At 48.4% G+C, this 24,719-nt stretch carries 30 protein-coding genes, 4 tRNA genes and 3 pseudogenes; 6 read left to right on the top strand and 31 right to left on the bottom strand.

Annotated elements, in window-relative coordinates; translation table 11 throughout:
• Positions 1-320 precede the first annotated feature (320 nt).
• From ACX4JR_RS09645 to ACX4JR_RS09605, 9 genes are all read right to left on the bottom strand, one after another.
• Positions 321-1,319: a hypothetical protein gene (locus ACX4JR_RS09645; protein ID WP_476057860.1), complete on the bottom strand. Its 999-nt coding sequence runs from the start codon at positions 1,317-1,319 to the stop codon at positions 321-323.
• A gap of 93 nt (positions 1,320-1,412) precedes the next feature.
• A complete protein-coding gene (locus tag ACX4JR_RS09640; RefSeq protein ID WP_476057859.1) occupies positions 1,413-1,850 on the bottom strand; it encodes a hypothetical protein in 438 nt (145 codons plus the stop codon).
• A gap of 91 nt (positions 1,851-1,941) precedes the next feature.
• Positions 1,942-2,694 carry a hypothetical protein gene (locus tag ACX4JR_RS09635; RefSeq protein WP_476057858.1) on the bottom strand — a complete coding sequence of 251 codons (753 nt, stop codon included), beginning with the start codon at positions 2,692-2,694 and terminating at the stop codon, positions 1,942-1,944.
• A 103-nt stretch (positions 2,695-2,797) separates the two neighbouring features.
• Entirely contained in the window at positions 2,798-3,559 is a 762-nt protein-coding gene (locus ACX4JR_RS09630; RefSeq protein WP_476057857.1) for a hypothetical protein, read from the bottom strand.
• A gap of 208 nt (positions 3,560-3,767) precedes the next feature.
• Entirely contained in the window at positions 3,768-4,556 is a 789-nt protein-coding gene (locus ACX4JR_RS09625) for a hypothetical protein (RefSeq protein ID WP_476057856.1), read from the bottom strand.
• Between the two features lie 20 nt (positions 4,557-4,576).
• Positions 4,577-4,819 carry a hypothetical protein gene (locus ACX4JR_RS09620; protein ID WP_476057855.1) on the bottom strand — a complete coding sequence of 81 codons (243 nt, stop codon included), beginning with the start codon at positions 4,817-4,819 and terminating at the stop codon, positions 4,577-4,579.
• Positions 4,819-5,058, bottom strand: a complete 240-nt coding sequence (locus ACX4JR_RS09615; protein WP_476057854.1) for a hypothetical protein — start codon at positions 5,056-5,058, stop codon at positions 4,819-4,821. The genes ACX4JR_RS09620 and ACX4JR_RS09615 overlap by 1 nt, the downstream gene beginning before the upstream one ends.
• Positions 5,059-5,072: 14 nt before the next feature.
• The gene (locus ACX4JR_RS09610; RefSeq protein WP_476057853.1) at positions 5,073-5,309 is read right to left on the bottom strand and encodes a hypothetical protein; all 237 of its coding nucleotides are present in this window, start codon (positions 5,307-5,309) and stop codon (positions 5,073-5,075) included.
• Between the two features lie 64 nt (positions 5,310-5,373).
• Positions 5,374-5,634 carry a helix-turn-helix domain-containing protein gene (locus ACX4JR_RS09605; RefSeq protein ID WP_476057852.1) on the bottom strand — a complete coding sequence of 87 codons (261 nt, stop codon included), beginning with the start codon at positions 5,632-5,634 and terminating at the stop codon, positions 5,374-5,376.
• 220 nt (positions 5,635-5,854) lie between these two features.
• Here ACX4JR_RS09605 and ACX4JR_RS09600 point away from each other — a divergent pair, with 220 nt between their 5' ends.
• Positions 5,855-6,322 (top strand): helix-turn-helix domain-containing protein, encoded by a 468-nt coding sequence (locus ACX4JR_RS09600; RefSeq protein ID WP_476057851.1) that lies wholly within the window; start codon positions 5,855-5,857, stop codon positions 6,320-6,322.
• Positions 6,323-6,585: 263 nt separating this feature from the next.
• Here the strand turns inward: ACX4JR_RS09600 and ACX4JR_RS09595 are convergent, their stop codons facing one another.
• Together ACX4JR_RS09595 and ACX4JR_RS09590 are read right to left on the bottom strand one after the other, a co-directional pair.
• A complete protein-coding gene (locus tag ACX4JR_RS09595) occupies positions 6,586-6,903 on the bottom strand; it encodes a hypothetical protein (protein WP_476057850.1) in 318 nt (105 codons plus the stop codon).
• The gene (locus tag ACX4JR_RS09590; RefSeq protein WP_476057849.1) at positions 6,887-7,126 is read right to left on the bottom strand and encodes a helix-turn-helix domain-containing protein; all 240 of its coding nucleotides are present in this window, start codon (positions 7,124-7,126) and stop codon (positions 6,887-6,889) included. Before ACX4JR_RS09590 ends, ACX4JR_RS09595 begins: the two co-directional genes overlap by 17 nt.
• 176 nt (positions 7,127-7,302) lie before the next feature.
• On the opposite strand from ACX4JR_RS09590, the gene ACX4JR_RS09585 reads away from it, so the two are divergent.
• The 5 genes from ACX4JR_RS09585 (at position 7,303) to ltrA (ending at position 10,924) form a co-directional block, all read left to right on the top strand.
• Positions 7,303-7,815, top strand: a complete 513-nt coding sequence (locus tag ACX4JR_RS09585) for a helix-turn-helix domain-containing protein (protein WP_476057848.1) — start codon at positions 7,303-7,305, stop codon at positions 7,813-7,815.
• A gap of 6 nt (positions 7,816-7,821) precedes the next feature.
• On the top strand, positions 7,822-8,319 hold the full coding sequence (locus ACX4JR_RS09580) for an ImmA/IrrE family metallo-endopeptidase (RefSeq protein ID WP_476057847.1): 498 nt from the start codon (positions 7,822-7,824) through the stop codon (positions 8,317-8,319).
• Between the two features lie 115 nt (positions 8,320-8,434).
• A complete protein-coding gene (locus tag ACX4JR_RS09575; RefSeq protein WP_476060526.1) occupies positions 8,435-8,974 on the top strand; it encodes an ATP-binding cassette domain-containing protein in 540 nt (179 codons plus the stop codon).
• 82 nt (positions 8,975-9,056) lie between these two features.
• A complete protein-coding gene (locus tag ACX4JR_RS09570; RefSeq protein WP_476057846.1) occupies positions 9,057-9,353 on the top strand; it encodes a hypothetical protein in 297 nt (98 codons plus the stop codon).
• 314 nt (positions 9,354-9,667) lie between these two features.
• Positions 9,668-10,924, top strand: coding sequence for a group II intron reverse transcriptase/maturase (gene ltrA, locus ACX4JR_RS09565; RefSeq protein ID WP_476060525.1), 1,257 nt, complete (start codon positions 9,668-9,670; stop codon positions 10,922-10,924).
• A 229-nt stretch (positions 10,925-11,153) separates the two neighbouring features.
• On the opposite strand, the pseudogene ACX4JR_RS09560 reads toward ltrA, so the two are convergent.
• The 20 genes and pseudogenes from ACX4JR_RS09560 to hydE form a co-directional block, all read right to left on the bottom strand.
• A pseudogene (locus tag ACX4JR_RS09560) lies at positions 11,154-11,426 on the bottom strand (DUF5395 family protein).
• Between the two features lie 53 nt (positions 11,427-11,479).
• The gene (locus ACX4JR_RS09555) at positions 11,480-12,118 is read right to left on the bottom strand and encodes a mechanosensitive ion channel family protein (protein ID WP_476057845.1); all 639 of its coding nucleotides are present in this window, start codon (positions 12,116-12,118) and stop codon (positions 11,480-11,482) included.
• 109 nt (positions 12,119-12,227) lie between these two features.
• A pseudogene (locus ACX4JR_RS09550) lies at positions 12,228-12,656 on the bottom strand (transposase); the annotation flags it as partial.
• A 114-nt stretch (positions 12,657-12,770) separates the two neighbouring features.
• A complete protein-coding gene (locus ACX4JR_RS09545) occupies positions 12,771-13,916 on the bottom strand; it encodes a helix-turn-helix domain-containing protein (protein WP_476057844.1) in 1,146 nt (381 codons plus the stop codon).
• On the bottom strand, positions 13,913-14,557 hold the full coding sequence (locus ACX4JR_RS09540) for a hypothetical protein (RefSeq protein ID WP_476057843.1): 645 nt from the start codon (positions 14,555-14,557) through the stop codon (positions 13,913-13,915). Before ACX4JR_RS09540 ends, ACX4JR_RS09545 begins: the two co-directional genes overlap by 4 nt.
• A gap of 481 nt (positions 14,558-15,038) precedes the next feature.
• A complete protein-coding gene (gene recA / locus ACX4JR_RS09535; protein ID WP_476057842.1) occupies positions 15,039-16,109 on the bottom strand; it encodes a recombinase RecA in 1,071 nt (356 codons plus the stop codon).
• A gap of 77 nt (positions 16,110-16,186) precedes the next feature.
• A complete protein-coding gene (locus ACX4JR_RS09530; protein WP_476060524.1) occupies positions 16,187-16,810 on the bottom strand; it encodes a tyrosine-type recombinase/integrase in 624 nt (207 codons plus the stop codon).
• 54 nt (positions 16,811-16,864) lie between these two features.
• Positions 16,865-17,173 (bottom strand): annotated as a pseudogene (locus ACX4JR_RS09525) (phage integrase N-terminal SAM-like domain-containing protein); the annotation flags it as partial.
• Between the two features lie 131 nt (positions 17,174-17,304).
• Positions 17,305-17,392 (bottom strand) — tRNA-Leu (locus ACX4JR_RS09520).
• 116 nt (positions 17,393-17,508) lie between these two features.
• Positions 17,509-17,682, bottom strand: a complete 174-nt coding sequence (locus ACX4JR_RS09515; protein WP_476057841.1) for a hypothetical protein — start codon at positions 17,680-17,682, stop codon at positions 17,509-17,511.
• 54 nt (positions 17,683-17,736) lie between these two features.
• On the bottom strand, positions 17,737-19,164 hold the full coding sequence (locus tag ACX4JR_RS09510) for an ISLre2 family transposase (protein WP_476057840.1): 1,428 nt from the start codon (positions 19,162-19,164) through the stop codon (positions 17,737-17,739).
• Between the two features lie 194 nt (positions 19,165-19,358).
• The gene (locus ACX4JR_RS09505; RefSeq protein WP_476057839.1) at positions 19,359-19,592 is read right to left on the bottom strand and encodes a 4Fe-4S binding protein; all 234 of its coding nucleotides are present in this window, start codon (positions 19,590-19,592) and stop codon (positions 19,359-19,361) included.
• A 363-nt stretch (positions 19,593-19,955) separates the two neighbouring features.
• A tRNA-Gln gene (locus ACX4JR_RS09500) sits at positions 19,956-20,030 on the bottom strand.
• Between the two features lie 5 nt (positions 20,031-20,035).
• Positions 20,036-20,121, bottom strand: a tRNA-Tyr gene (locus ACX4JR_RS09495).
• Positions 20,122-20,203: 82 nt separating this feature from the next.
• A tRNA-Pro gene (locus tag ACX4JR_RS09490) sits at positions 20,204-20,281 on the bottom strand.
• 104 nt (positions 20,282-20,385) lie between these two features.
• Positions 20,386-20,787, bottom strand: coding sequence for a secondary thiamine-phosphate synthase enzyme YjbQ (locus ACX4JR_RS09485; protein WP_476057838.1), 402 nt, complete (start codon positions 20,785-20,787; stop codon positions 20,386-20,388).
• Between the two features lie 3 nt (positions 20,788-20,790).
• A complete protein-coding gene (locus ACX4JR_RS09480; RefSeq protein WP_476057837.1) occupies positions 20,791-21,276 on the bottom strand; it encodes a TIGR00725 family protein in 486 nt (161 codons plus the stop codon).
• A gap of 28 nt (positions 21,277-21,304) precedes the next feature.
• Positions 21,305-21,946 (bottom strand): redox-sensing transcriptional repressor Rex, encoded by a 642-nt coding sequence (locus ACX4JR_RS09475; protein ID WP_476057836.1) that lies wholly within the window; start codon positions 21,944-21,946, stop codon positions 21,305-21,307.
• 296 nt (positions 21,947-22,242) lie between these two features.
• Positions 22,243-23,655: a [FeFe] hydrogenase H-cluster radical SAM maturase HydG gene (gene hydG, locus ACX4JR_RS09470; protein WP_476057835.1), complete on the bottom strand. Its 1,413-nt coding sequence runs from the start codon at positions 23,653-23,655 to the stop codon at positions 22,243-22,245.
• Complete coding sequence (gene hydE / locus ACX4JR_RS09465; RefSeq protein WP_476057834.1) at positions 23,648-24,715, bottom strand: [FeFe] hydrogenase H-cluster radical SAM maturase HydE; 1,068 nt, start codon at positions 24,713-24,715, stop codon at positions 23,648-23,650. The genes hydG and hydE overlap by 8 nt, the downstream gene beginning before the upstream one ends.
• Between the last annotated feature and the right edge of the window lie 4 nt (positions 24,716-24,719).

The raw sequence follows: 24,719 nt of genomic DNA, 5'->3' as shown, positions 1-24,719 counted from the left end.
GCGGCGGCACAAGAAGAACAGCCGTTTTATACCAGTTTCTTCCTTAACAGGTGCCGGCACGGCGAAACAAGGATATTTTTTTAAAGAGCGCAAGGCCCCCGCTTTAAAGGGGGCCTTGCGCCCCTTTAAAGTCTTTTAAGTCTTTAAAGTCTTTAAGGGGCCGGGAGGCCTTGGTGCTGTAGGGCTGAGAGGGTGCGAATGTGGCTATAGGTGAGCACGTTTGTGGCTATAGGTGAGCACGTTTGTGGCTATAGGTGAGCAGGTTTGTGGCTATTGGTGAGCACCCCCCGGGCTATTGGTGAGCACCGGAACAGCTGTTCTTAAGAATCTTTGTTCTCCTGCTGGCAGCTGTCTTCTTCCGCGTGCAGGCAGATATGGTACACTCCCTTTTCGAGAGACCAGCTCCCCACCACCCCGGCATGTTTCAGGAGAGTTAATATTTTTTCAACCCTCTCCCTGTCCCGCCTGGGGCGTTCCTTCTTCAGCCGCGTCAGTTTGAACAAGAATTCGTGCTTCAAGTGGACCGTATGGTTCTTCTTCCTTCCGGGGTCGGCCCCCGCCAGGTAGAACGCCACGTTGAGGATCGCTTCTTCCAGCCGCGGTTTTTTCCGGGCCTCAACCAGCACCGCCAGCGGTATCCTGGCCTTCGGGGTGTCGCTTAAGAGCGCCCTCGCGACCGGCGGGGGGATATGGATCTCTACGCTTTCGGAGCCCAGCGCGAGCCTCGGCGGCCGCCTGGGCATAAACCTGCGCTTCATCTCCTCGAACTCCTTGCCCGTGTCCGTCGGCAGTTTAATCAGGGCCTTCCTGCACCTGTGTTCTTCGTCCGTCTCCCAGGCAAATTTTACGTAGGCCAGCAGGGTGAACAGCTCAAGCTGGTGCTTTTCTTTGAGTTTTCCCTTACCGTCGACGGTGACCATTTCGTAGTTGCGTACATGCCACATTTCCAGTGTAGTGAGCGAAGCGGCTATCCGGTTCAGGTTTTTTCCCGCTGACAGGCCCAAGCGGCGGCAGATTTCCCGAAGACTGGTTTTCACCACCCCTGCCTTCGGTTCACGGGCAGGCCCCAGAATTTCCGGGCGTTCAAGGAAAAGAGTGACCACTGCCGCGTACACACACCGGGTGAGGCTTTTCATCTCCCGCAGGACATCGGTCAAGAGGACGGGGACGAAAAAGCTCCGCGATTTATCCTTCCAGCCCAGGACGTCGATTGTTTGCCCGTCCGGCAGTTCCGCCTTGCCTTTTTCCGGGGCTTTCAACGGGCTGAATATAACCGCATCCCTGGCCATGTTGCGTTCCAAAAATAGTTTGGTGTCCACAAGGAAAAGTCTCCTTTCCGGAAAACTACAAAACCCGCACGAGAAAACCCACGCTTTTAGGCGTGGGATAAAAGCAAACATACGTCAGTCTCACTAATTAACCGCGAAAGCTTTGGATATTCGCCATCCTTCCCGGCGCCCCCGGTGGCAGTAACGAAGGTAGAGATGTATTTCCCGGTCAAAAATCCGGGCCATAATTACCTGGCACCGGCCCTGGGGCTCGTAATAGTCCTGGTGAGGTGTGCCGGAAAGGTACGTGCCGAAAACTTCTGCTTCCTTAATGCCGAGATTTGTCAACACCCGCCGGGCCTCCTCTTTTGTGAACGGCCTGGCATAGGGATCTCCAGCCCGGAATGACGCCGGGGATTCAGCGAAAGCTTTCACGGTGACACTTTGGCGCTTGTTTGCTTGCCGGTAATTCTTCTCCAGTCTGGGCATCTCCGGGCCTCCAAGTCTAAGTTCTTCAAAATTTTCAGGAAGAGGGATTAACTTGGAGGTTTTATCCTTGGGGAAAGAAAGTTCAGGTCGCATTGTTTCCAGCTCCTTAGATGACCTGTGGCCGTTCCGTTCCAACCGCGCACCTAAGGGGTTCGCGCGGAACGGAACGGCGGAATGAAATAGATTATCCTTCCCCTCGCGTAGCGAAAGAAAAAGCCCCCTGATCCATTCCCGTTGACCCATACATTACGTTCAATTTCCGCCCCTTTTCCAGCTTTCCGCCCGACCCTGCCTCGGCTACGGCCATGCGGTGCAGGTCTTCCTCCGAGAACAATGCCTTCCAACCTTCCATGGCCTCCAGGACTTCAGGGTCCGGCTCCCAGTCGTCACCGTCTACCTGGGGCTGTTTTACTACCGCCCTGTACCGGGCTGCCGTTTCCAGGGGTAAACATGCCGGCCCCGGGGGTAGGGGCGGTCCAATTCCCGCTATGGCCAGCACGGCCTGGCGCTCCTTTTCATCAAGGGCCCAAATGGGCCAGAATTTTTGGGCCACTTCCCATGCTAACTCCCGGCGGCGGCGCTCGATCTCGGCCTCGGCCACCGCCCGGTTGTGGGAAGCCGCCACGCGGGGGAGGTCGGCCAGGAGCACTTCCTCCTCAATAGCGTAGTAGCTGGTCGAACGCCCCATGGTTACATCCATTCGCCAGGAATGTTCAACATCAACCAGGCTCAGGGGCTCGACTTCTTTTACTTTCGGCAAGGCAGCAAGGGCTTTTTTAAGGCGCTGGAGTTCCGGGTCGCGTTTCTCAGCGGCGGCTATCAGAGACGCCAGCCAGTGAGCAAATTTAGAGAGCCTTGGTTGGACTGAAGAAAACTTGTTCCGCTCCTTTGATATTTTTCTGCCCCTGGTTTTTCTTTTTTTTGGATACCATCCCATTTTCGTTCCCCTTTTTTAACTTTTTTCGCGGCTGGGGACTGTTTTATGAAAAAGTTAAAAAACGACTGGTTAACTGGTTAACTCCACCTTCAAACCCGCGTCATTACTGGGTTTGCGGAGTTAACCAGTCTAAAGAAGCAGACTGGTTAACACTGGTTAACTGGTCAATTTCTCCGGGGCCCGGCAGACATACTGCATAGGCCCTTCTTACCCTCTTAAAGATCTTGTCCCAGGCCCGGGTTTGAAAGCGGCCATCCGGAAGGGCAGACGTGCTGAATTTTTCATTTTTCAGCCCTCCGAGCCACCCTTTCTTTTTCCAGAACCGGAGAACCGCCTCTCTTTCGGACTTTTTCCTGATCCCGAAGTCAGCAAAAAATTTTGCGAATGAAGAGATCCATACTACCGCGGTACGGCAGTTGTCCTGTTCGAGAACAAAGCCCCAGTCTCCAATGCCGTATTCCGCCCCGAAATTGTCGATATTGTTATCAACCCATTCCCAAAAACCCTCGTACACTGAGGCGGCCTCCGGGTCGTCATCTTCTTTTATTCTCTGTGCAGTAAGAAAAAGGTGACGCCACCTTTCTATCATTTCATCGTAGAAGTATTGTGCCAGTAATTTCGGGTCTCCCCACGCCCCGGCGGCCATCACCGCGAGGGCAAGCCCCATGCTTCCTTTTTCCGCCGGGCTCCGCACTTCCCGGTTTACCGGCTCTCCGAGGAGGGCCACGTACCACTGTTTTCCCCGCTCTTCATCGATTTCTATCCTGGTTATGTTTACCGGTACCGTACAGATGCACTGAGGTCCTTCGTTGTCGCTTATTGCCCAGATTTTCCCCTCTCTGGTATAGAAGTCCCATTTTTTCATAGCGGTACCCCCGGTGAATCAAAAATCGATTTTTGACTGGTCAACTGGTCAACTCCGCCTTCAAACCCGCGCCATTACTGGTTTTGCGGAGTTGACCAGTCTGCTTTTTTAGACTGGTCAACACTGGTCAACTGGTCAACTTCAGTTTTTTTTTCGGGGCTCGCCTCAGGAGGCCGGGCGGAAAAAACCCGGCCCCCCGTTTTTTTGATTAGAACGGGATTTCTTCAGAAGCTTCGTTTTCTCCCGGCGTGGTTTCGTTCACCGTCACTGTTTCTTCGTCTACGTCCGCCTGCACCGCAGGAGGTTTCCGCAATATTGGCTTGAGGGCTTCGGCGTACGCCCTGACCCGGGTATAAGCTTCGTCCGGGAGCTTCTGGGTCACGCCGAAAGTGGCCTCTGCGTACGGGATGTTGTTCGCGTTCTTGACCCGCCTCAGGCCGATCTTCACCACGGCCTGGTGGAGCCTCAGGCGGTTGCGGAACGTGAAAGCTTTGAGAAACCGGTAAAAGGCGCCCAAGGACGTAGGCGGCAGGGTTAACTCTATGGGGAAGAATTCCCCTGAAGTCAGGACGTATAGCTTCCACATATTTTTACAGGCCTTTCGCTTTTCGCCCTTGGAGCCGGGCTTGTTGTAGGGGCACGCGGCGCAAAGGCCGCCGGGGTTCCCCACGCCGTTAATGCCGTCGTGGGCGTAGCATTGCGGCGGGTTGCCTTCCCCGGTGAATTCACCGGGCCAGTACGCGTTTACCCGGTGGTGGTCGATAATTACCCCGGTGATTTCGGGCACCAGGACCGGGTTTTCCGGGTCTTCCCCGGGGATCTCGAAATTCAGCGCGCCGCCGGTGGGGAATTTAACCCGGTCAAAAATGGAGGTAATTTCCACGTCCCCGAAGTTTTCCTTTATAAGCTCCTCCAGGTTTCCCTGGCCGGCGCCGTCCAGCACTGCCAGCTCGAATTTTTTGGGGGACTCCGCCACCGCAAGGTTTTGTTTTTGCAATGTACATCGCTCCTTTTCACTTAATTTTTCACGGCGGTCAGTTCCGCCACCGTCAGCTCGGCTATGGTTTTCCAGGCCCGGAACTCGTCAGCCAGCTGGCCGGCCTCTGTTTCTGCCTCAAATTGTTTGGCTTCGATTTCTTGTATCTGGCCGCAGACTTCGTCTGCGGCTGTTTTTTGCTCCCGGGCGAGCCGCTTCTGCTCCGCGATTAATGCGGGTAACGATAGTCTTTCATAAATGTGGACAGCTGCTTCACGGTCCATTAAAAAGATATCTCTGTATATTCAAACGGATCAGGAACATGCTTCCTTAAATCGCAGCCGTTTGGACACCTGATTTCTTCTGGAATACCGTACTCGTTTTCGCGGTGCTCTAACTTTGTCTTGCATTTGGGACACCGGGCATTACGGTTCCCGGCACAGTCCCATTTATCTTGAAACCCGAAACAATTTTGCATATCATCTTCACTGACACACTGGCAACAGGCAACCCAGCCAATCATAGGTTTGCGCCTCCTTATTTCCTGTGGTATGCGTTGTTTGTCGCCGTTTTAATCTGGTATAATGTTTCTGCTTCGATTTCTTGTATCTGGCCGCGGACTTCGTCTGCGGCTATTTTTTGCTTCCGGGTGAGCCGCTTCTGCTCCGCGATTAATGCGGATAACGACAGTAACTTTTCCTTGATCTGCCTCGTTTTTTCGTTTTCCGGTTCCCTCGCGGGCTGGCCGGGGAGAATTAGAACTTGCGTGGGCACGGGGTTTCACTTTCTTAGTGGGTGTTCAGCCAGATCCACTCTCTCACCGCTTCCAACAAATGTTTCACGGGGCCGACGTAGACGAAGATGTGGTGTCGGGGCATGGAGACACCTCGCTTTCTGGATGAAGAATTATATTAACTGAACAACCTAAAACAATTGCGATCTTGTTAAGTGTTTTAATGGAGGGGTTTACCTTTCCACGCTCTATATGGGAAATTAATGTCGGAGAAACCTCTATTCTGGAAGCAAGTTCTGATTGTGTTAAATTTTTCTTTTTCCTGAGCACATAAATTTGTGTGCCGATTTGCTTATTAATTTCCACTGTGAGTCAACTCCTTTTTTAAAATTTACACTATTTTTCAGGTTCGTTCAAACCTGATTAATACCTGTTTGAGCCAATTTTTAATTGATATCTGCTTAGAGCTTTTTTAATCTGGTTGCTGCACTATATTTCAAGATTTTATCGAAAGAAAAATGAGTATATTTCAAGATTTTTATGGTAAAATTACTTGAAAAATATTCAACATGATGGAGGGATACAATTGAAATTTAAACCTGAGTTACTCAAAAAATTGAGAATTGAAAGGGGATTAACCCAGGAAAAACTTGCAAAAATGGTTGGCATTTCTCCTACTTACATCAGTAAAATTGAGAAGGGTGGGGCTAACCCTTCGTTACCTGTTCTTGAAGATTTGGCGAAAGTATTGCGGGTTCAACCATCTTATTTTTTTGAAGAACCGATAAAAAAAGAAAAACCTTCCGATATTTTTGATCTTATAAAAGATAAAAATCCTGACACCCTCACTGTCGAGGAAGCCCTGGATCTCGTCCTCCGTTCTGACCACATCATGTTTAACGGCAAGCCGGTCGGGAAGCTCGACGAGGACGTGCTCCTGGATATCCGCGATACCGTTGTTGCTGTTCTCAAGACACTCATCTCAAAAAAAGCCGTAGTGGAGACGAAGGGGGTGACGAGTGACTGTCTGGCGGCCGCTGTAGAGGCGGGGTGAAATTTGTTGGACTTTATAAACTAAAATCGAAAATTTATCTCCATAATTTCCAGAATTATCCTGTAGTGCCCGGGATAGTTGGTTTATTCTAAATATAGAACAAGTGTTTTTATGAGGTGTCTTTCGGATTTATGCTGTTCGAACGTGTTTTAAAAACCGTGAAATCTCTCATCGAAAAACACGGCCTCCTCCACCCCCGTGAAATGGCCGAACGCTGTGGATTGCTGGTTCTGGAAATCCCCTACCGCCGCCTGCACGGCCTTTCATTTTTCCTGGGCGGCTTGCGCGTGATTGCTGCGGTAGATGTCGGCCCCGCACCCCGGGCAGTGCCGTCCGGCGACGAGCTGCCTGGCGCGGACCGCCGCCCATCCCGGCTCCGGGGCGGCTTCTACTGTGCATTCCGGGAGGGTGAGCCGCTTGAGGCCGTACTTGTCTAAAATTGCTCGCAGAGTCTGGAGCATTGTCTGCCTGGTAGAACCCCGGCCCGAGCGGGCCAGGACGTTCACGGCGGTCCTGGCCGCCGCGAGGTCGGCAGGGTCGGGGAAAAGATGAATGGTGCAGAGGTTAGGATTGTTGGGCATGGTCGGATTTCCTTTCGTCTGAGATATACAATTCCTCGATTGCTACTCCTAATTCAGAGGCAATGATAGCTAGTTGGTTAGCTTTTATTTGACGTTTGCCTGATTCAAGGTAATGAAATCCGATATGTGTTTTGTATCCTAATTTTTTGGCAAGTTCTGCTTGTGATATTTTTTTACTTTTTCTAAGACGACGGATTTTTGCTAAATCAACAGTTGCTGCCATATAATCACCTTCGTTAGTACCGCCTGTACCTTTATCGTAAGTTTGATAATATTATAATGTACGAAAGCGGTACATGTCAAGAAAAAATTTTCTTTTTCGGTACAAACACTTTTCAAAATGTACGGTACTGGTTAAAATGTTACCAAAACGATACATTATAATTAGGAGGATAAAATATGAGTTTTGGAGAGCGTTTAAGAAAAGCTCGAAAACAAAAAGGCTTGACACAAGCTGCCCTTGGAAAAAAATTAGGTTTTTCTCATGCAACCATTGCACGATATGAGAATAATCAACATCAACCAGACATCGAAACTTTGAAGCAATTAGTAAACATCTTAGGTGTATCAACCGACTATCTCCTTGGCCGTACCGATGACCCCACTCCAAAGGCCCAGGAAAACAAAAAATCGCTGGAAAAGCAGCGCATAGAACTTGAGCAGGCTTTTAAAGAACTCCTCCAGTCTGAGACGGTCATGTTCGACGGCCTCCCCGTGGGGGAATTGGACAAGGAAATTATTGAAGACCTGGAGATAATGCTGAAGACCATCCTGGATTTCTTGAGAAAGAAACGGGCTGAGAAGGCGCTGCCCGCCGAAACCGAAGCGGCGCTTGAGAGGATCGAGAAAAATTTTCCCGCGAGACTGAGGGGGGTGACTGAACCATGTACAGTTATTCCTGTAAGGAGGTAGTGCCGTGTGTTGTTTGAGTGGATTTTAAAAACCGTTCGGAAGGTTATCGACTTTTTCGGTCTTCTCCACCCCAGGGAACTGGCCGATTGTCACGGGATACACGTCCTGCTGGCCCCTATGAACCGCGTTCACGGGGGGCTGATCGTGGTGCCTTCTCTACCGCTGGTTGTCATAAATGCTTCGCTCCCCTATCGCCGTCAGATGGGTGTACTTCTTCACGAAGTGGCTCACAAGGTGCTTCACCCGAAGACGAACCGCCTCATGGACAACCCCTATATTAAGAACCGGTGCGGAAAATATGAGCTCGAAGCCCACCTCTTTGCCCTGATTTACGCTATTTTGTGGGACAGGCAGGGGTTCGAGGACTGCGGGTACGACGTGTACAGATTTGCCAGGATCTACGGCCTTTCACAAAGGGCGGCGGACGTAGTAAACAGGGAACTGCAGGCAAGAGGATTAGGAGTGTTAGGGATAGGAATACCAGGAGAAGAGTTTATACCGTAGGAAATATTGAGAGGAAAAAAGATAAAGCCGGAAAGGCTTTTTATTGTTTTATGGGGGAATGTCGAGAGATATTGAAGAAAGTTTAAGGATCATCGGTTAATGGCCATTCTTATCAATTAATTGTTACGGCGGACGCGGGCCAGGTGGTGCTGAATGGACAAGACGTGAGCGCCTTGCCGCCGGAGGAAAGGCGGGTAGGCTATGTGCCGCAGCATTCGGCGCTTTCAGCCACCTTCTCGTGCGGGAGAACGTCCGTTACGGCCTGCGCGGGGGTCGGGGCTCCGACGAACTCGTACAGAAGGTGGTCAAGATGCTCGACCTGGAGGATGTCCTCGAGCGCAAGCTGGAAGAACTGAGCGGCGGCTACAAGAGCAGAACTTCGCTGGCGCGCACCCTGGCCCCGCAACCCCAGGTGATGCTTCTTGACGAGCCCTTAAGCGACATCGACGTGGCCATTAAAGAGAAGCTCCTGCCGGAATTCCGGGAGGTACTAAAATTTCTCCAGGTCCCGGTACTATACGTGATCCATGACCCTTGGGAGGCAGAGCAGCTCAGAGACAGCTTCTCCGTAATGGTGGACGGCTGTATCCGGGACATCGCCTCTGCGGAGGAAACCTTCGCGTTCATCCGGAAAAACCGCATTGAAGTGGCGTAGTGCCTGGACTACACTTGCGAGATTATAAGCATACCAAGGGGTTCCGTAATTTACACGGGACCCCTTTACTTGTGCGCCCGGCATGGGCGATAACTTGGGGGTGAAAGTCCCCTGCGGGGGTTGGCAGCACCAACCGCTAGCCAACGGCAAGGGTGTCCACGGCGACGTGGAATCCGAAGGAAGCCCGAGGCAAAATCCCGACCCGAGGACCACGAACCGCGGGCGAGGCCGTCATATTCGGGCGAGCCTGCAAGACAAGGCAAAGCCCAATGCTGCCAAGGGGTATGGCGGTAAACGCGGCGGGTGTGGGAGGAAAGTTATCGCTCTTTTTTGGGGGAATTTTTCCACGAAAATGTTTCCGTTTTTAAGCCATACTTAGCTTGGAAAATTTCCCCCAAAACCCGGGGAGGTCTGCCGGATATGCCCAGCACTCAAGTTCTGAGTGCTGGGCATATCCGGCAGAAGTCAGCAGAGGTCATAGTACCTGCTTCAGACGTCAAAGCAGGGAAGGACCGAACACCAGGTGGAGGGATGAACTTGGCAAGTTCGCGAGACATGCGAAGACAGCAGAAAACTCCAAACGGAGCCTGCCCGCGGGAGGAAGCGGTGAAGCCGCGGGGGACCGCGGGAGGGCCGAGTGTGTCTCCGGCACGACCCGAGGATGCATCCCGCGAAGGAAATGATAACAACCTGCTGGAAGCCATGCTTGCGCGAAGCAACATGCTGGCGGCACTAAAGAGGGTAGAGCAAAACAAAGGAGCTCCCGGGGTAGATGGAGTGACGGTTGAATCCTTCCGTGCCTATCTGCGAGAAAACTGGGAGCGCATACGTAAAGAACTGCTCGCCGGGACCTACAGGCCGCAACCCGTGCGCCGGGTCGAAATCCCGAAACCGGGCGGCGGAGTGCGACTTCTGGGAATCCCAACCTTGATAGACCGCTTAATCCAGCAGGAACTTCTGCAGGTACTGACGCCCATATTCGACCCTGGATTTTCACCCAACAGCTATGGATTCAGGCCCGGGCGTCGCGCGCATGATGCCGTGCGCAAAGCGCGGCAATATGTGCAAGAAGGTTATGAATGGGTAGTGGACATCGACCTGGAGAAATTCTTCGACCAGGTGAACCACGATATCCTCGTGGCCAGGGCAGCGCGCAAAGTCAAAGATAAGCGCATACTCAAACTAATCCGGCTATACCTGCAATCCGGGGTCATGGTAAATGGTTTGGTTCTGGTAACGGACGAGGGCACACCACAAGGTGGGCCTCTAAGCCCGCTACTGGCCAACATCATACTTGATGACCTGGACAAAGAGCTGGAGAAGCGGGGACACCGCTTTGTCAGGTATGCTGACGACTGCAACATCTATGTTCGCAGCCGCCGGGCCGGAGAAAGGGTCAAGGCCAGCATAACCGCCTACCTGCAGAAACGGTTAAAACTCAAAGTAAACGAGACCAAGAGCGCGGTAGACCGTCCATGGAAGCGCAAACTCCTTGGTTTTAGCATGTACAAAATCAAGGGGCAAGTGCGCATCCGCCTGGCCCCTCAAACCATCAAGCGGCTGAAGGACAAAATCCGGGAACTAACTTCTCGAAGCAAAAGCATAAGCATGGAAGAACGCATCCAGCGGATTAACCAGTACCTGATGGGTTGGGTAGGATATTTTGCACTGGCCGACATGTCCAACAGATTAATGGATATTGAAGGCTGGTTACGAAGGCGCCTGCGCATGTGCCTGTGGAAACAATGGAAACGGGTTCGCACCCGTTACCGGGAATTGCGGGCCCTCGGTCTCCCGGAATGGGTCGCACACCAGCTGGCGAACACCCGTAAGGGATACTGGCGCATAACCGGCGGCCCATTAAACAATGCCCTGAACACTACCTACTGGCAGGCCCAGGGCCTCATGAGTTTAACCGAGCGTTATCATTTTATTCGTAGCGCTTGGTGAACCGCCCAGTGCGGACCCGCATGCTGGGTGGTGTGAGAGGACGGGGGTTAATCACCCCCTCCTACTCGATTTTGTACCTCAGTATTACTTTCGCCCCTTGCGCGTAGACAACATCCTCATTGACATTGCCCTCTGCCCCCTCTTCTTCTCTCTGTTCAGAAGAAAGTTCTGCCGGCAGAAGGGCCAGACCTTGTGGTCAGTCGTCTGGCCGTGCTCCAGCTAGCAATATTTACTTCGCTTCGCTTATCAGGAGCCGATCTGGAACGAAATTTAAGTGGTCAAAATAGTAAGGCATGTACTGCCGGTACCAAGCGGCGTTGGGAAAAGTGTCGTAATCGAACCGCATGCGCACAGTGACCTTGGTTCCAACAGCAAACCTGCCAGTTGCCGCAATGGTCTTTTTGACGTTTTACTCCAACTCTTCGAGGCTTGTGCCGCCGACTACGATATTGTCGCTGCTCGCGACCCATTGCCGCCCGTCGTGAACCAGCCGCAGATCCATCCGTACACCACGCATGCACCTTACTCCCTTCGCGTGCGTTCTCCGAACCGCTATTACCGGCCTTGACTCCGGATGTGGATATCCCGTTGAGGGAACGGGATCTCGATGCCTTCCGCTTCGAACCGGTCCTTGATGGCCATGTTGATCTCGTCGGTAATGGGCCACTGATCCCGCGCATCCTCAATCCAACACCGGATGAGTAAATTGAGCGAGGATTCGCCGAACTCCGTAAAGTAGATCCGCGGCGGAGGGTCTTTCAAAACGCGAGGATTTTCGTCCAGAATGGAGCGGATGATGGCCTTAACCTTGCGCATGTCGGTACCGTAGGCTACCCCGACAGGAATGCGCAGACGCATTTTGGGATCCGGGAGTACATGGTTAATCACCTGACCGTTGGCAAGGTCCTTGTTCGGTATAACCACGTACTTGCCTTCGCGGCTGAGTATCTTCGTCGAACGCAGGCCAATATGCAAAACGTCACCCCGCATCCCGTTATTCAACTCAATACGATCCCCCTCCCGGAAGGGCCGGTCGGTCAGAAGCATAAACCCGGCCAGCATGTTACCCAGGGTATCCTGGGCGGCCAGGGCAATAGCCAGAGAGGCTACCCCGGCGGTAGCGATGAGGCCGGTTACGTTGATTTCGAAGTGGCTCAGGATAATTGTAAATGCCAGGAAATAAACAACCACCACAAGGACTTTGCGCAGCAATGGCAAGAACAAGTCGTCCAACGCAGTCTGCGTGCGGCGGGCAATGTTATGAAGATACCAATCGATAACCGTGCGCAGGACCAGGTTTAACCAGAGCGCGGCAGCCTATTAGTCCTTTCTTAATTGCTTGCATAACTATTTCATCAAATATTTCCTGACAAATATTTGTGCCGTTAAATCTACGCCGCCGGTTCTGGCTAATGGTGGAATGATGAGGAACTTTATCTGTTAGGGAAAGGCCCAAAAACCAACGGTAAGCTATGTTAACCTCTATTTCTTTAACCAGTTGCCGTTCAGATCTTATGCCAAAGAGGTAGCCAATAAAAAGCATTTTAAAAAGCATTACGGGATCTACACAAGGACGACCGTTATCCGGGCAATATAGGTGTTTGACCTTTTCTCTTATGAAGTTAAAGTCTATGAAGCGACTTATTTTCCTCAGCAAGTGATCTTCAGGTACCAGTTGTTTTAGGCAAACAAGTTCCAGTTGTCCTTGGCGGTACTCTGGTTTTTTTAACATGTTTGTTCGCTCCTAATTCTTATTTACTCAATTTTACCATAAAATAAAAGGCTGTTGACTTGTTTTTGTCAACAGCCTCAACGCCCCTTCACGGGGCGTTCCTTCTGAGAGAGTCTATTTCCTAAGTTGAACAATTTTATTCCCGAGATCATCAATTTTCAATGTTCCCGGTGGCAAATTGCACAAAGTTTCAATTTCATCTACTGGTAGTTTAATAGAATCTACAATTTCTGAAGGTGTTACCACGTTATTTTCAATTAACAAGGTAATAGCTTGTTTTAAAAGGCTTGGGCTCTCAGGTATTAATTCATCGTCTAAAGGCTCTCTAGTTTTCCATTTTAACCTGCTTATTTTTTTAAACAAATAAATCGTTTGAGAATCGGATAAAATGCCCAAATCCTGACAACGTATTATCATAGCAGCAATTGATACTTTCCACCGTTTTTTTAAAGTAATAAAGTGCTCCAATGACGTAGATAATACCTCTTCACCAAAAGTATCCCTTGGCAACAAAAAAGAAGCTGCAAATTTATTTGCCTCATCTTCTAAACGTTTTCTTGTTTTAGGTTCATTAAATTGAACATCATCAACCCACATGTGAAGAACGAGATGGCCCAATTCATGGGCTAAGTCAAAACGTGATCTAACAGCTGATTCTTTATCCGAACCAAGAAAAATAAAGGGACGTCCACCTCTCCATTGAGAGCAAGCATCGGCTTTAGAATAATTAAGTATTGCTCTAGCAATAACAATTCCTTGCTTTTCAAATAATCGTAAAACATTACTTATAGGTCCAAGACCTAAACCCCACTTTTTACGAACAGATACAGCGATATCATCTATTTTTTCATTGCTCAAAGGTTCTGCGTAAGAAAAATCAGGGATATTAACTACAGGGAATTTTAAGTATTTTTCTAAGTAAGTAAATATTTCTTCTAACCATTTTGCTCTAACAGCAATCATTTCTCTTGGTTTCTTTGTAGCAGAGCTTAAGCTACGGAAAAAAGTTACTCCAGAAGGAGAAGTTTTCTCTATGGGCTTTGAGAAATAACCTAATGGAAATTGCAATACACCAATTATTTTTTGAAGTACCTGCCCACTAGGTGTTGTATGGCCAAGCTCAAACTGAGAAATTGCTTGTCGCGTAACACCTGTGGTTTCTGCTAATTCCGCTATTGTATAACCTTTAGCCAACCGGGCTTCCCTTAACCTTTCTGGCACAAGACCAAATAAACGGGGTGACCCAATATTACGTTTCATTTCTTCAACACCTCTTGAGCAAAGTCTTTAAATTCTACCAATTGTTCTTCGGTGATTACTTCAACATCTTCGTAAATCTCAGTTTGGTGTGGTTCATTGAGTAGATTAATATGAGCAAGCCAACTTCTGACTTTTGGTGCAGGTACCCCTAAACAAACATGTTCTGGCACTTTTCCATAATAACCATGAGTTAGAATTATATAATAGGGCCCACCTTCCCATGTGACGGCATCTTCATCATTGAAGCCAGGAAATACAAGACAAGGCTGATTATTCAAACTCCAGTTGTTACGATATACGGCGCGGCGCGGAACCGCATTTGGAGACGTAACTTGGCTCGTCGTAATCACACACCTATTAGTTCTAAGCTCTAAATGACGATAATTATACGAACTGTTATAAGCTATCCTGTACTTTAAAGGTAATTTTTTTCTATCAACCAATTTTTTAAGCTCAAACTCAACTGCTACCCGTCGCACAATACGAAATAAGTCTTTACCTACAGGCCAGTTTAACCAATCAAGCTCTGTAAAATGTTCATAAACCATGGCATATGCCCTTTTAACAGCGGGCACAAAAAGAGACCGTACGGAAACAGGAAGTTCTTCTTCTAGTAAAGTTTTAGCATCGATATTTTTCAAAAGAAAGCCTCCTTCACTTTATAATATTCACTTGAAAGCATATTGCCATAAAATCATTTATTTGTCAAGTAAAATTGTTATAAACTTCCATCATGTTAATAAAAATGCTCACCTCTTTAGGAATTAGCGAAAACGCCCGGTATGTGGAACCGGGCACAGACTGAACAAAGAAAACTGGTAGAGGCTTTCTTCTGTCCTTCGATAACCAGGATGAACCTGGCAGTAGCAGCGTGGGCTTGTCCGAAAAGCTCTCAATTCTAAGCACTGGTGGCCATGGATGAAGTAGATCTTCTTTCCTTCCAACTGCAATACTTTTCTTCCAGGCTTACGCCGGGGAGTTTGTGTCAAGACTCAGTGTTTTTTACGACCTGCATACCTTACATTACTATAGCATTACGTTCAACCAGCTCAGATCGAGAAAAAAATCTTCAGTTCACTGTTATATAATTATTTAAAGTCTGCATAATAAAGAAAAACCCGGCTAATCCGGGTTCCTAACCAGCGGCACTACATTATTCTCAACAACTTTTCCATCTGCTGTCTTAATCCCGGCTTTTTCCACCACTTTCTGCACCAGCTCGGCCACGACTTCCGGGTGTTTTTTCAGGAATTTCCGCACGTTCTCCCGCCCCTGGCCGAGGCGCTCCCCGCCATAGGAGTACCACGCGCTGGATTTCTGGACAATCCCGTGTTTCTCGGCCAGGTCCAGGACGTCCAGTTCCCGGGAGATCCCCTCTCCGTAGAACATTTCCACGGCAGTTTCTTTAAAGGGCGGTGCAACCTTATTTTTGACGATTTTGATTACCGTGCGGTTTCCGACAATCTCGCTGCCGTCCTTGATGGCTTCTTTTTTGCGGACATCAAGCCGCATGGATGAGTAAAATTTCAGCGCCCTGCCGCCGGGTGTAACCTCCGGCGTTCCGCCGCCGAAATTATTCGACCCTACCTTTTCCCGCAGCTGGTTGATGAATATCACTACGGTCCTGCTCTTGCTGGTGATCGCCGTCAGCTTTCGCATGGCCTGGGACATCAGCCGGGCCTGGAGGCCCACCTGGATATCTCCCATTTCGCCGTCGATTTCCGCCTGGGGGACCAGGGCCGCCACTGAGTCAATCACAATCACGTCTACGGCCATGCTCTGCACCAACTCTTCGCAAATGCTCAGCGCCTGTTCACCGTAGTCCGGCTGGGATACCAAGAGGTTCTCGATATTGACCCCCAGGTTTTTGGCATAAAGGGGGTCCAAGGCGTGCTCGGCGTCAATAAATGCTGCGATTCCCCCTGCCTTCTGGGCCTCTGCTATCACGTGGAGGGCCACCGTGGTCTTGCCGGACATTTCCGGCCCGAAGAGTTCCACAATGCGCCCCCTCGGCATGCCGCCTATCCCGGTAATCAGGTCCAGGGAAAGTATGCCGGTAGGAATTGCCTCAACCGCTATATTGGGTTTTTCACCGAGCCGCATCACGGCACCCTCGCCAAATTTCTTTTTGAGGTCATCCAGTGCCTTTTTCAGCGCGTCTTCCCTGGTGGCTGGCTTCGCTGTTTTGGGCATAAGACCTCCCCCGTTAATATTTTTCCATAATTATACTTAAAACGATTGTTCCGTGGCAAAACATTAATTGGAAATTTTTAAAAATCTTTTCTCACAATCGGGCTAAACCGATCGTGCTTCCTCCTCAGGTCCGGGGTGAACATGCGGGTATAGTTCTTGACCATTTCGAGGTCTGAGTGACCAAGAATTTCCTGAAGGCTCAATACGTCTCCCCCTTCCATTATCCAGAACTTGGCGAAAGTGTGTCTGAAGGTGTGGGGAGATACCCTGACCCCGATAATTCCGGCCTTCTTCCCGTAAACAGCGATGCGTTCCTGGACTGTCCGCTTGCTGATTGGTTCGCCGTCCTGGTTCGGAAAGAGTGGGGCTTCTCTGCCAAAAAATTCGTCCACCGTTTCCAGGTATACTTTGAAAAGGTTTTGTGTTTTCCCTGAAAGGGGGAGTGTTCTCTGCCGCTGGTTCTTGGGAGACCTCACTATTAGATATGTGGGGTAACCATTTTCAAAGATGATGTCCTTTCTCCTGGTTTTCAGGAGTTCCCCGATACGGATGCCGGTGTCCAGCAGGAGGTACATAATTATGTAGTCCCTGAGCCCGGAAAACGTGGAAAGGTCGGGCTGTTTCAATAGCCTCCGTATCTGTTCCTCTGTAAAGGTGGGGACAACCGGCTTGGGGTGCTTAACCAGAGATATACCTTTCATGGGGTTCCGGGAGATTATTTTATGGTTTATAAGGTAATTGAAAAACGAGCGCAAGCTCCTTATCCGCCCGTTAACTGTAATAGGTTTGAGACCTCGTTCCCTGCAGTAAAGTATATATTCCTCTATGTCTTTTGTGGAAATGTCTTCGAGTATGGCGCTTTCTTTGTTTCTGAGAAGGAATTGATAGAAATCTTTAAGTGCGACAACATACCACTCAATGGTACTTTTGCGGGTACCTTTCAGGTTGTGGTGGCGGATGAAGTATTCCAGCGCTTTCTCGTAACTCCAGTTTTGCGGGGGAAGATTTTGCAAGCGGTTTTTGATGTCCGGGGGGAGGGTGGACACCCTTCTTCTGCGGGGCATGGTTTTCACTCCTTTTCAAAACGCGCCAGACTCCGCGCAAGACTCTGTGCAAGACTTTTTCCGGAGTATTGCGAGGAGAAAAAGAAAAGACTTTCAGGAGAAAAACCCTGAAAGCCTTGAATATTGGGACTTGGTGCGGCAGAGAGGACTTGAACCTCCACGAGCGTGACGCCCATAAGATCCTGAATCTTACGCGTCTGCCAATTCCGCCACTGCCGCATGTAACTTATTTGTTTATAATACCGCCCAGCGACAATAAACATGCTAGCATATATTAAACTATTTGTCAATAGCCTTAAAGTTATCTGTCCGTGTCAAGATTCAGTAGGTATCTTTTAACATGAGACCTCACCGCTTAAAACATTAGTTTTACGGCGGCGGCCTTGACAGCCACCCCGCATGTGATATAGTTTCAGTACCGACGGGGCGGCTCCGGGGAACATGCTGCATACTTTAGCATACCCCGCCGGCTTGTACATTTTATCACATGCGGGGACCCCGGCTGTCAAGGCTACCCTCCGGCGCCGCCTGAAAACCTCAAAGGCTCTCCAAGGAACATGCTTTTACAAAAGAGCAGAAAAGCTGGGACGGCTAAGTTCACGTAAAACATACTTAATCCACAGCCGGTCAGCAAAAGGACCCTTTAAAGCCGGAACAGACGCCTGCAGCCATTTTTCCACATCCTCTGTTTTTTGTTTTTCGACTGGCTTTAACTGCGCAATTTCTCTCAATTTCCGGTGTTTCACCGGCCAGCGCAAAGTATAATTGCCAAGCTCCCCGTTTGCCTTAGCGGCCAAAACACGGGCCATCCGGTCTCCTCCAGGGATTGTCCACCTGGCTCCCAGGCGTTTCATCCGCCGGGCCACGTTGTGTTGAATCTGCCCTTCAATGGTGCCCAAACGTTTTGCTCCCGGCGAGGCAGCGATCCCCGCCCAGTTTTCCTCAAGATAATGCAGAAGTTTGGTGATCCTCTTCTTCCGGTTGCCCCTGGTGTTTTTTGCTGCTTCCGTAAGAACTCTTTGGGTCTCCTCCCAGTTACCCTGGGAAATGGCCAGGGCCACCTTCCGGTAGGTTTCTTCGTCGTACCAGAGGGCCTCGGTTAAATGCCTGCTCAGGTGGTATGGGTCTAAGCGATACACAGCGCCGGGAAAGTAATCAATTCCCTGCTTGGACCAGTCTGCCCCGTCGCCGCCGATGAAGATCCTTTCGGTTTGGCTCAGGTCCCATTTTCCCCCGGCTACGGCATAGTTTTCTTCCCAGGCTGCCTTACCGTCATTTAGGCTGCTTAAAACAAGCTTGTTTTTCAGGGCGAAGCGACCTTGGCCAATTTGTTCCTTCCCTTCGTAGACGACCATATGCTTAATTTCTCCTCTTTTCTCTTTTGTCTTCTGCAGGCGGATTATCACTCCGTCGGCTTCGATACACAGCTCCGGGGTTACCTCTTTCCCGCCGGGAGCTTCGCCCTTTTCAAAAACCGCTGCCCTTTTTTCTTCTCCTTCTTGCTGCAAGACTTCTCCCACTTCTTGGGTAGCCTGCCAGACGGTCATGGGACTTAGGCCGGAAACAAGGTGGTTTAAGATCTCGGCGGCACGGGCAAAGGAAAGTTCGGTGCTTAGTTTGACGGCCAGTTCTTTTAAACGGGGGGTGATCTTGGCCCGGGCTGGCCAGCCCAGCAGCTCGTCTAAAAAGAATTTGGTTTCCCCGGTTTTTTTGTTCCTGTACAGGCGCCTTTTGAAGAGAAATTCCCCAAAGGTGCTTACTGCTGTTTTAGCCCGAAAGCCGACCACTTCCCAGGTGCTCCGGTCACGTTCATTCATCAGGCGGGTATCGATCTGTTCCAGGGCCCAGGTGAAAATTTGGTTGCAGACTGCCTGGCACAGCTCATGGATGCCTTTTTCAAGCTCATAAAAGTCTTTGCACTCGCCAATTAATTTAGTTAGGCCAGAACCGAATAGAAGGACTGCCCCCACTATGTGGCGAATATTTAACATGAGACCTCGCCCTCCTTTAATTTCCGTTGGAGTGTTTTTGGGGTGAGGTCTCATTTCTATTTCTAGGAGGTTGATTTCCTTCTGGTGCCTACTGAAATTTTACACGGCCAAAGTTATCTTCAACAATAAAAACATGGTAAAATAAAGCTTCCGGGATATACCCGGAAGTAAAAATAAGCTATTTGGTAATAACTCTAGCTTGCTTTGTATTCGGGGTTGGGTATACGGGATATTGCCCCGGATGGACAGGCCCGGTAACAACGACCGCAGCGCTTACAATTATTAAGATTGATGGCGTAGTTGATGTTGTCATCGATATAAATGGCATCGTCACGGCATTCAAGCTCGCAAGCGGCACAAGCCATGCATAGCACAGGGTCAATTACAAAGTTAAACTTGGGTATTTTCTTTTTTTTATTCTCGGCCAAAGCGAAACGCCTCCTTTAAATTGAAATAATTATCTAATAATTTCTACGGTTGAACTTTAAATCCTCCTGACAAAAGTTCATTATTTTTTAAAAAATAATTATCTTTATATAAGATAAAATAATATTAAATTAATGAAAAAAGGGGGAAATAAGTATGGTTAAAAGGATTCAAGGTGTAATAAAGAATTATGATAGGCAGTGTACTTCCTTTACAGGATACAGGAATATATGGAATATGGGGCGGGCCGGAAGAATTAAAAGGAGTCAAAGATTAACCGGTATCAACCGGCCAAGTACTTGATGTTAAGTACATAATTTTATATATTTTAAAACCCCCATGGAAATTTAACTCCATGGGGGTTTTGGCTGGGGTGGCTGGATTCGAACCAACGCATGACGGGTCCAAAGCCCGCTGCCTTACCGCTTGGCTACACCCCAGCGTTTGGTGGAGGGGGCAGGATTCGAACCTACGAAGGCAACAGCCGGCAGATTTACAGTCTGCTCCCTTTGGCCGCTCGGGCACCCCTCCCTCTATATGGATGGTGATTCCGCTGGGATTTGAACACTTAGTATCTTTGGACCACTTTGCCCAGGGGACCACCTAGTTTTCATGGTCGGGATGGAGGGATTTGAACCCCCGGCCTCTTGCTCCCAAGGCAAGCGCGCTGACCAAACTGCGCTACATCCCGTTCCTCATGAGACCGAACTACATTATACCTAAAATATCTAAGGATGTCAAATGTCAAGGTAAGTTACAGGTAATGAGTTTACATAATGGGAAATCCCTTTTATATTAACCGGAAATTATTTTTAAATATACCTTTCTTTTTCTAGGTCCATCAAATTCACAGAAAAACACACCCTGCCATGTGCCAAGTAAAAGCTTTCCTTCGTTTATAAATATGTTACAACTGGCTCCAATAAGGGATGCTTTTATATGGGCGTCGGAATTGCCTTCCATATGCTCGTAATTATCTTTAAAAGGTACTATTTTATTCAGCCAGTTCAGGATATCCAGCTGGACAGTGGGGTCTGCACTTTCATTGATGGTAATGGCAGCCGTGGTATGGGGTACGTAAAGGTAACAAATTCCTCCTTTTATACCTGTTTCAGTTATGACTTTATTAATGTCCCGGGTAATATCAACAAACTGTATACGCTTATTAGTAATAATATTTAAGGTAATTGGTTTCATTTTTTAACTCCTTTGCCGTGAAGCTTCAAGAGCAAGACGTACAGCTTCATATGGGGAGGTAACATTAATAAAGCGGTATTTTCTAGGAACGGGGGGTTTTATTTCCCAGGTGTGCAGGCCGATAACGGTTTTTCCCATTTTAAGAGCCAGGCCGATTTCTGATAGGGTTCCTGCTCCGCCGGAAATGGCGATTAACGCGTCGGCTGCCCGGGCAATTATTGCGTTTCGCGCTTCACCCAGGCCAGTGGCCAGGGCTATGGTTAGGTGTGTATTTCCCTCTTGACGGCTGACACCGGGTAATATTCCTACTACGATTCCATTATACTTGGCGGCACCCATGGCCACACCTTCCATTACGCCGCCCCGCCCCCCACACAGGATTGTTACCTTTTTCTTGGCTAGTTCTTCACCCACTTGTATGGCCAGGTTTTTAATTTCTTCACTGCATTGGGCAGCACCTATTACTCCAATGTAGCAAATAATAATCACTCTCCAGGGTTAGAAATACTTCACGAGGTTAACGGTTCTGTGTAGAATGAAATCCCAAATTAAAAGTAAGTATTTCTAATTTAACAGAAAGATCTACATTTCGAATTTCCACATGACTGGGAATGTTTAATGCTACCGGTGCAAAATTTAATATGGCCTCCAACCCTGCATCAACCATTAGATCGGCTACTTCTTGGGCAGCCTTAGGGGGTACCGCGATAATACCTATTCGTGCTTTATGTTCTTTTACCTTTTCTTTAAACTGCTCCATGGGGAGAACTTCAAGATCTCCTATTCGCTTACCAATTTTAGTGGGGTCGTTATCAAAAACCGCTTTAATGGTAAAGCCTCGTGCATTAAAACCTTTATATGTGCATAGTGCAAAACCCAAATTCCCTGCTCCTACAAGAACCAGGGACCAGGGCTGGTCCAATCCCAATATCTTAAGAGTATACTTCATTAAATCTTTTACATTATAACCGACACCGCGGGTGCCGAATTCTCCGAAGTAAGCTAAATCCTTTCTTACTTGAGCCGGGCTGACTCCTACACCTTCTGCAATTTCTCCGGAAGAAACCGTGGTAACCCCGTTTTTATCCAGGCGTTCTAAATAGCGCGAATATATAGACAGCCGGGTTACCGTGGCTTCCGGAACCCTTAGCGTTTTCACCAAGTTCGCCTCCTTTGAGCTTCCCAATGCAAACTTTTAGTGAAAATTTTAACTTAAAAACTGAAACGGCAATATTTGAATTTATGATTTACATGAATAAGTTATGAAATTCACATACCTTAAATACTTATATCATTATTCTATTTATCTGTCAATAAAATTAGATCTGTCAATAAAATTAGACAAGGTCATTATTATTATGGCCGGTGCTCCCTGCTGCGCTCAGGTACTTCATACCTTGCCGCTGGTGTCAATGGCATGGACGTTTACGAGCACCGGCCAAGTGAAAACAACTTTTAGAAATAAAGATCCCTTTCACCGTTTTCTATTCGAAGGAGTCGTTCTCTGGTAGCTTCAAGAATTTCCGGGCTGTCAATTAAGGAAAGATTTTTTTCAATAGTCTGCTCACCAATTTTTCTGGTTTCCTCGGAAGCATAATCCATGAGAAATTCTTTAAAAGTTAAAATGGCATTAGGTTGGCAAACATTTTGAATTTTACCGGTTTTCGCCAGAGACATAAACCGGTCTCCAGTACGTCCCTTGCGGTAACAGGCGGTGCAAAAACTGGGCAGGTACCCGGATAAGCATATACTTCTTAACACCTCATCAGGACTTCTGTGATCTTCAACTTCAAATTGAGCCGTATTATCCCCCACTTTAAAGTTTTGATTTTCCTTTTCGCGCTTATATCCACCTACTCCGGTGCACGAGCCTGCACTAATTTGGGAAACGCCTACAGATAATAATTGATCCCTAAATTCTGGTTTTTCCCGGGTAGATAAAATAATTCCTGTATAGGGAACGGCCAGCCTGATAGTGGCCACCAGTTTTTTAAATTCCTTATCAGACACTAAGTGGGGAAATTGTTTTAAATCAGTTCCCTTGGCAGGGCGAAGTCGGGGAACGGAAATGGTATGGGGCCCAATCCCGAATGTTTCTTCCAAATATAGGGCATGCATAAGCAGGGCCACGACTTCAAATTTATAGTCATAAAGGCCGAAGAGCACACCCAGTCCGACATCGTCTATTCCCGCTTTCATTGCCCTGTCCATGGCTGTAGTGTGCCAGTCGTAATCCTTTTTGGGCCCGGCAGGATGCATTTTTGCGTAGGTATCACGGTGGTATGTTTCCTGAAACAGGATATAGGTACCTATACCGGCTTCCTTTAAAAGTTTGTATTCTTCCGTGGTAGTGGCTGCAATATTCACGTTTACCCTGCGAATGCTTCCGTTTTGTTCCTTGACTTTATAAATAGTTCTAATTGCATCCAGAACATAATCAATGGGGCATTTCCGGGGATGTTCCCCGCATTCTATGGCTAGGCGCTTATGACCCATTGATTCCAAAATGGTAACTTCTTCCCTGATCTCTTCCATGGTAAGACGGCGTCTTTCTATTTTATTAGTTCTCTTATATCCACAATAGACGCAGTTGTTGATACAGTAATTGCTCAGGTAAAGGGGGGCAAATAAAACCAGGCGCTTGCCGTAAATCTTTTCTTTAACTTCCGCTGCTTTTTCATAGATAAGGTCCAACATATCCGGATTTTCAATGTGTAACAGAACCGCCACCTCCCGGGGGGTAAGCCCGCGGGCTTCACCGGCTTTGTAAATGATTTCCTTTACCTCATCTTTGGAGGCAGTGGATGCGTCTTCCAATATGCCGTTAATTTTTTCATCATTAATAAAGTCCGCCTTATAATTACACATTGTTAAAACTCTCCTTTCTCAACAATTTAGGGACAACATCTCCTTTACTATCGGAAATTCTTCTACCCAGAGAGTGTACCAGTTTTTTTAATTTCTCAATGGTATTTCCGGAAAAATTTTCTTTTCCTGGGTAAATTCTATAATGTTTTTTGAATTCCGGGGGGGTAACGTTGGGCATAATTACATTGGCACCGCATTCAAGGGCCAGCTTCCTGCCCTGGGGATGTATGGTACCCACGGCAGTGGTGGCCGGTAAGTTAGCCCAGGGAAGGGCCAAACGGGTTACCGCCAGGACTTTTAATGTAAGGAATAAATCACCCTGTGCGCATCGGGCCAGGGGAGTGTTTTCGCTGGGAATAAAGGGACCTATGCCTGCCATATCCACCTCTAGTTCTTGCATGAGCAATATGTCTTCAGCCAGGATATTGATACTTTGCCCGGGCAGCCCAACAATGTTGCCGGACCCCACCTGGTATCCTAATTTTTTTAAAGATTTCAAGCATTCTAGGCGCTGTGATAAATTAGTTCCGGGCCGCAGGCGGAAAAACAGCTCAGGGTCTGCTGTTTCATGTTTAAGTAAGTACCTGTCCGCACCTGCATCCTTTAAAAGGCGATAAAAATTTTGGGGCTTTTCTCCTAATGAAAGAGTTACCGCAATTTGGTGTTTTGATTTTATATAATGTATTAAATCAGCCAGTGTTTCAGCTGAATAATTAGGATCTTCCCCCGACTGCAGTACTATGGTTTTAAAACCGGATGCTACGGCTGTCTTACAAGTATTAATAATTTCTTCCGGTGTCATCCTATATCTTTTAAGTTGTCTGTTATCCCGGCGTAAACCGCAATAGTGGCAGTTTCTAATACAGTGGTTGGAAAACTCCACAATACCCCGGAAATGAACCTCGTCGCCCACATATCGCCGGCGGATTTGGTCTGCCCGTGAAAAAAGGGCATTCCTTTCTTCTTTATCTTGAATTTCAAGAAGTGTAACCAATTCTTCCCGGGATAGGGGTTTTCCCAGGCATGCCCTTTCTAAGGCCGATTTAAAGCTTTTGCGCATTTAA

It is taken from the genome of Desulfofundulus sp. JL263-se (genome assembly GCF_056316025.1).
This window is presented reverse-complemented; position numbering and strand designations above follow the sequence as displayed.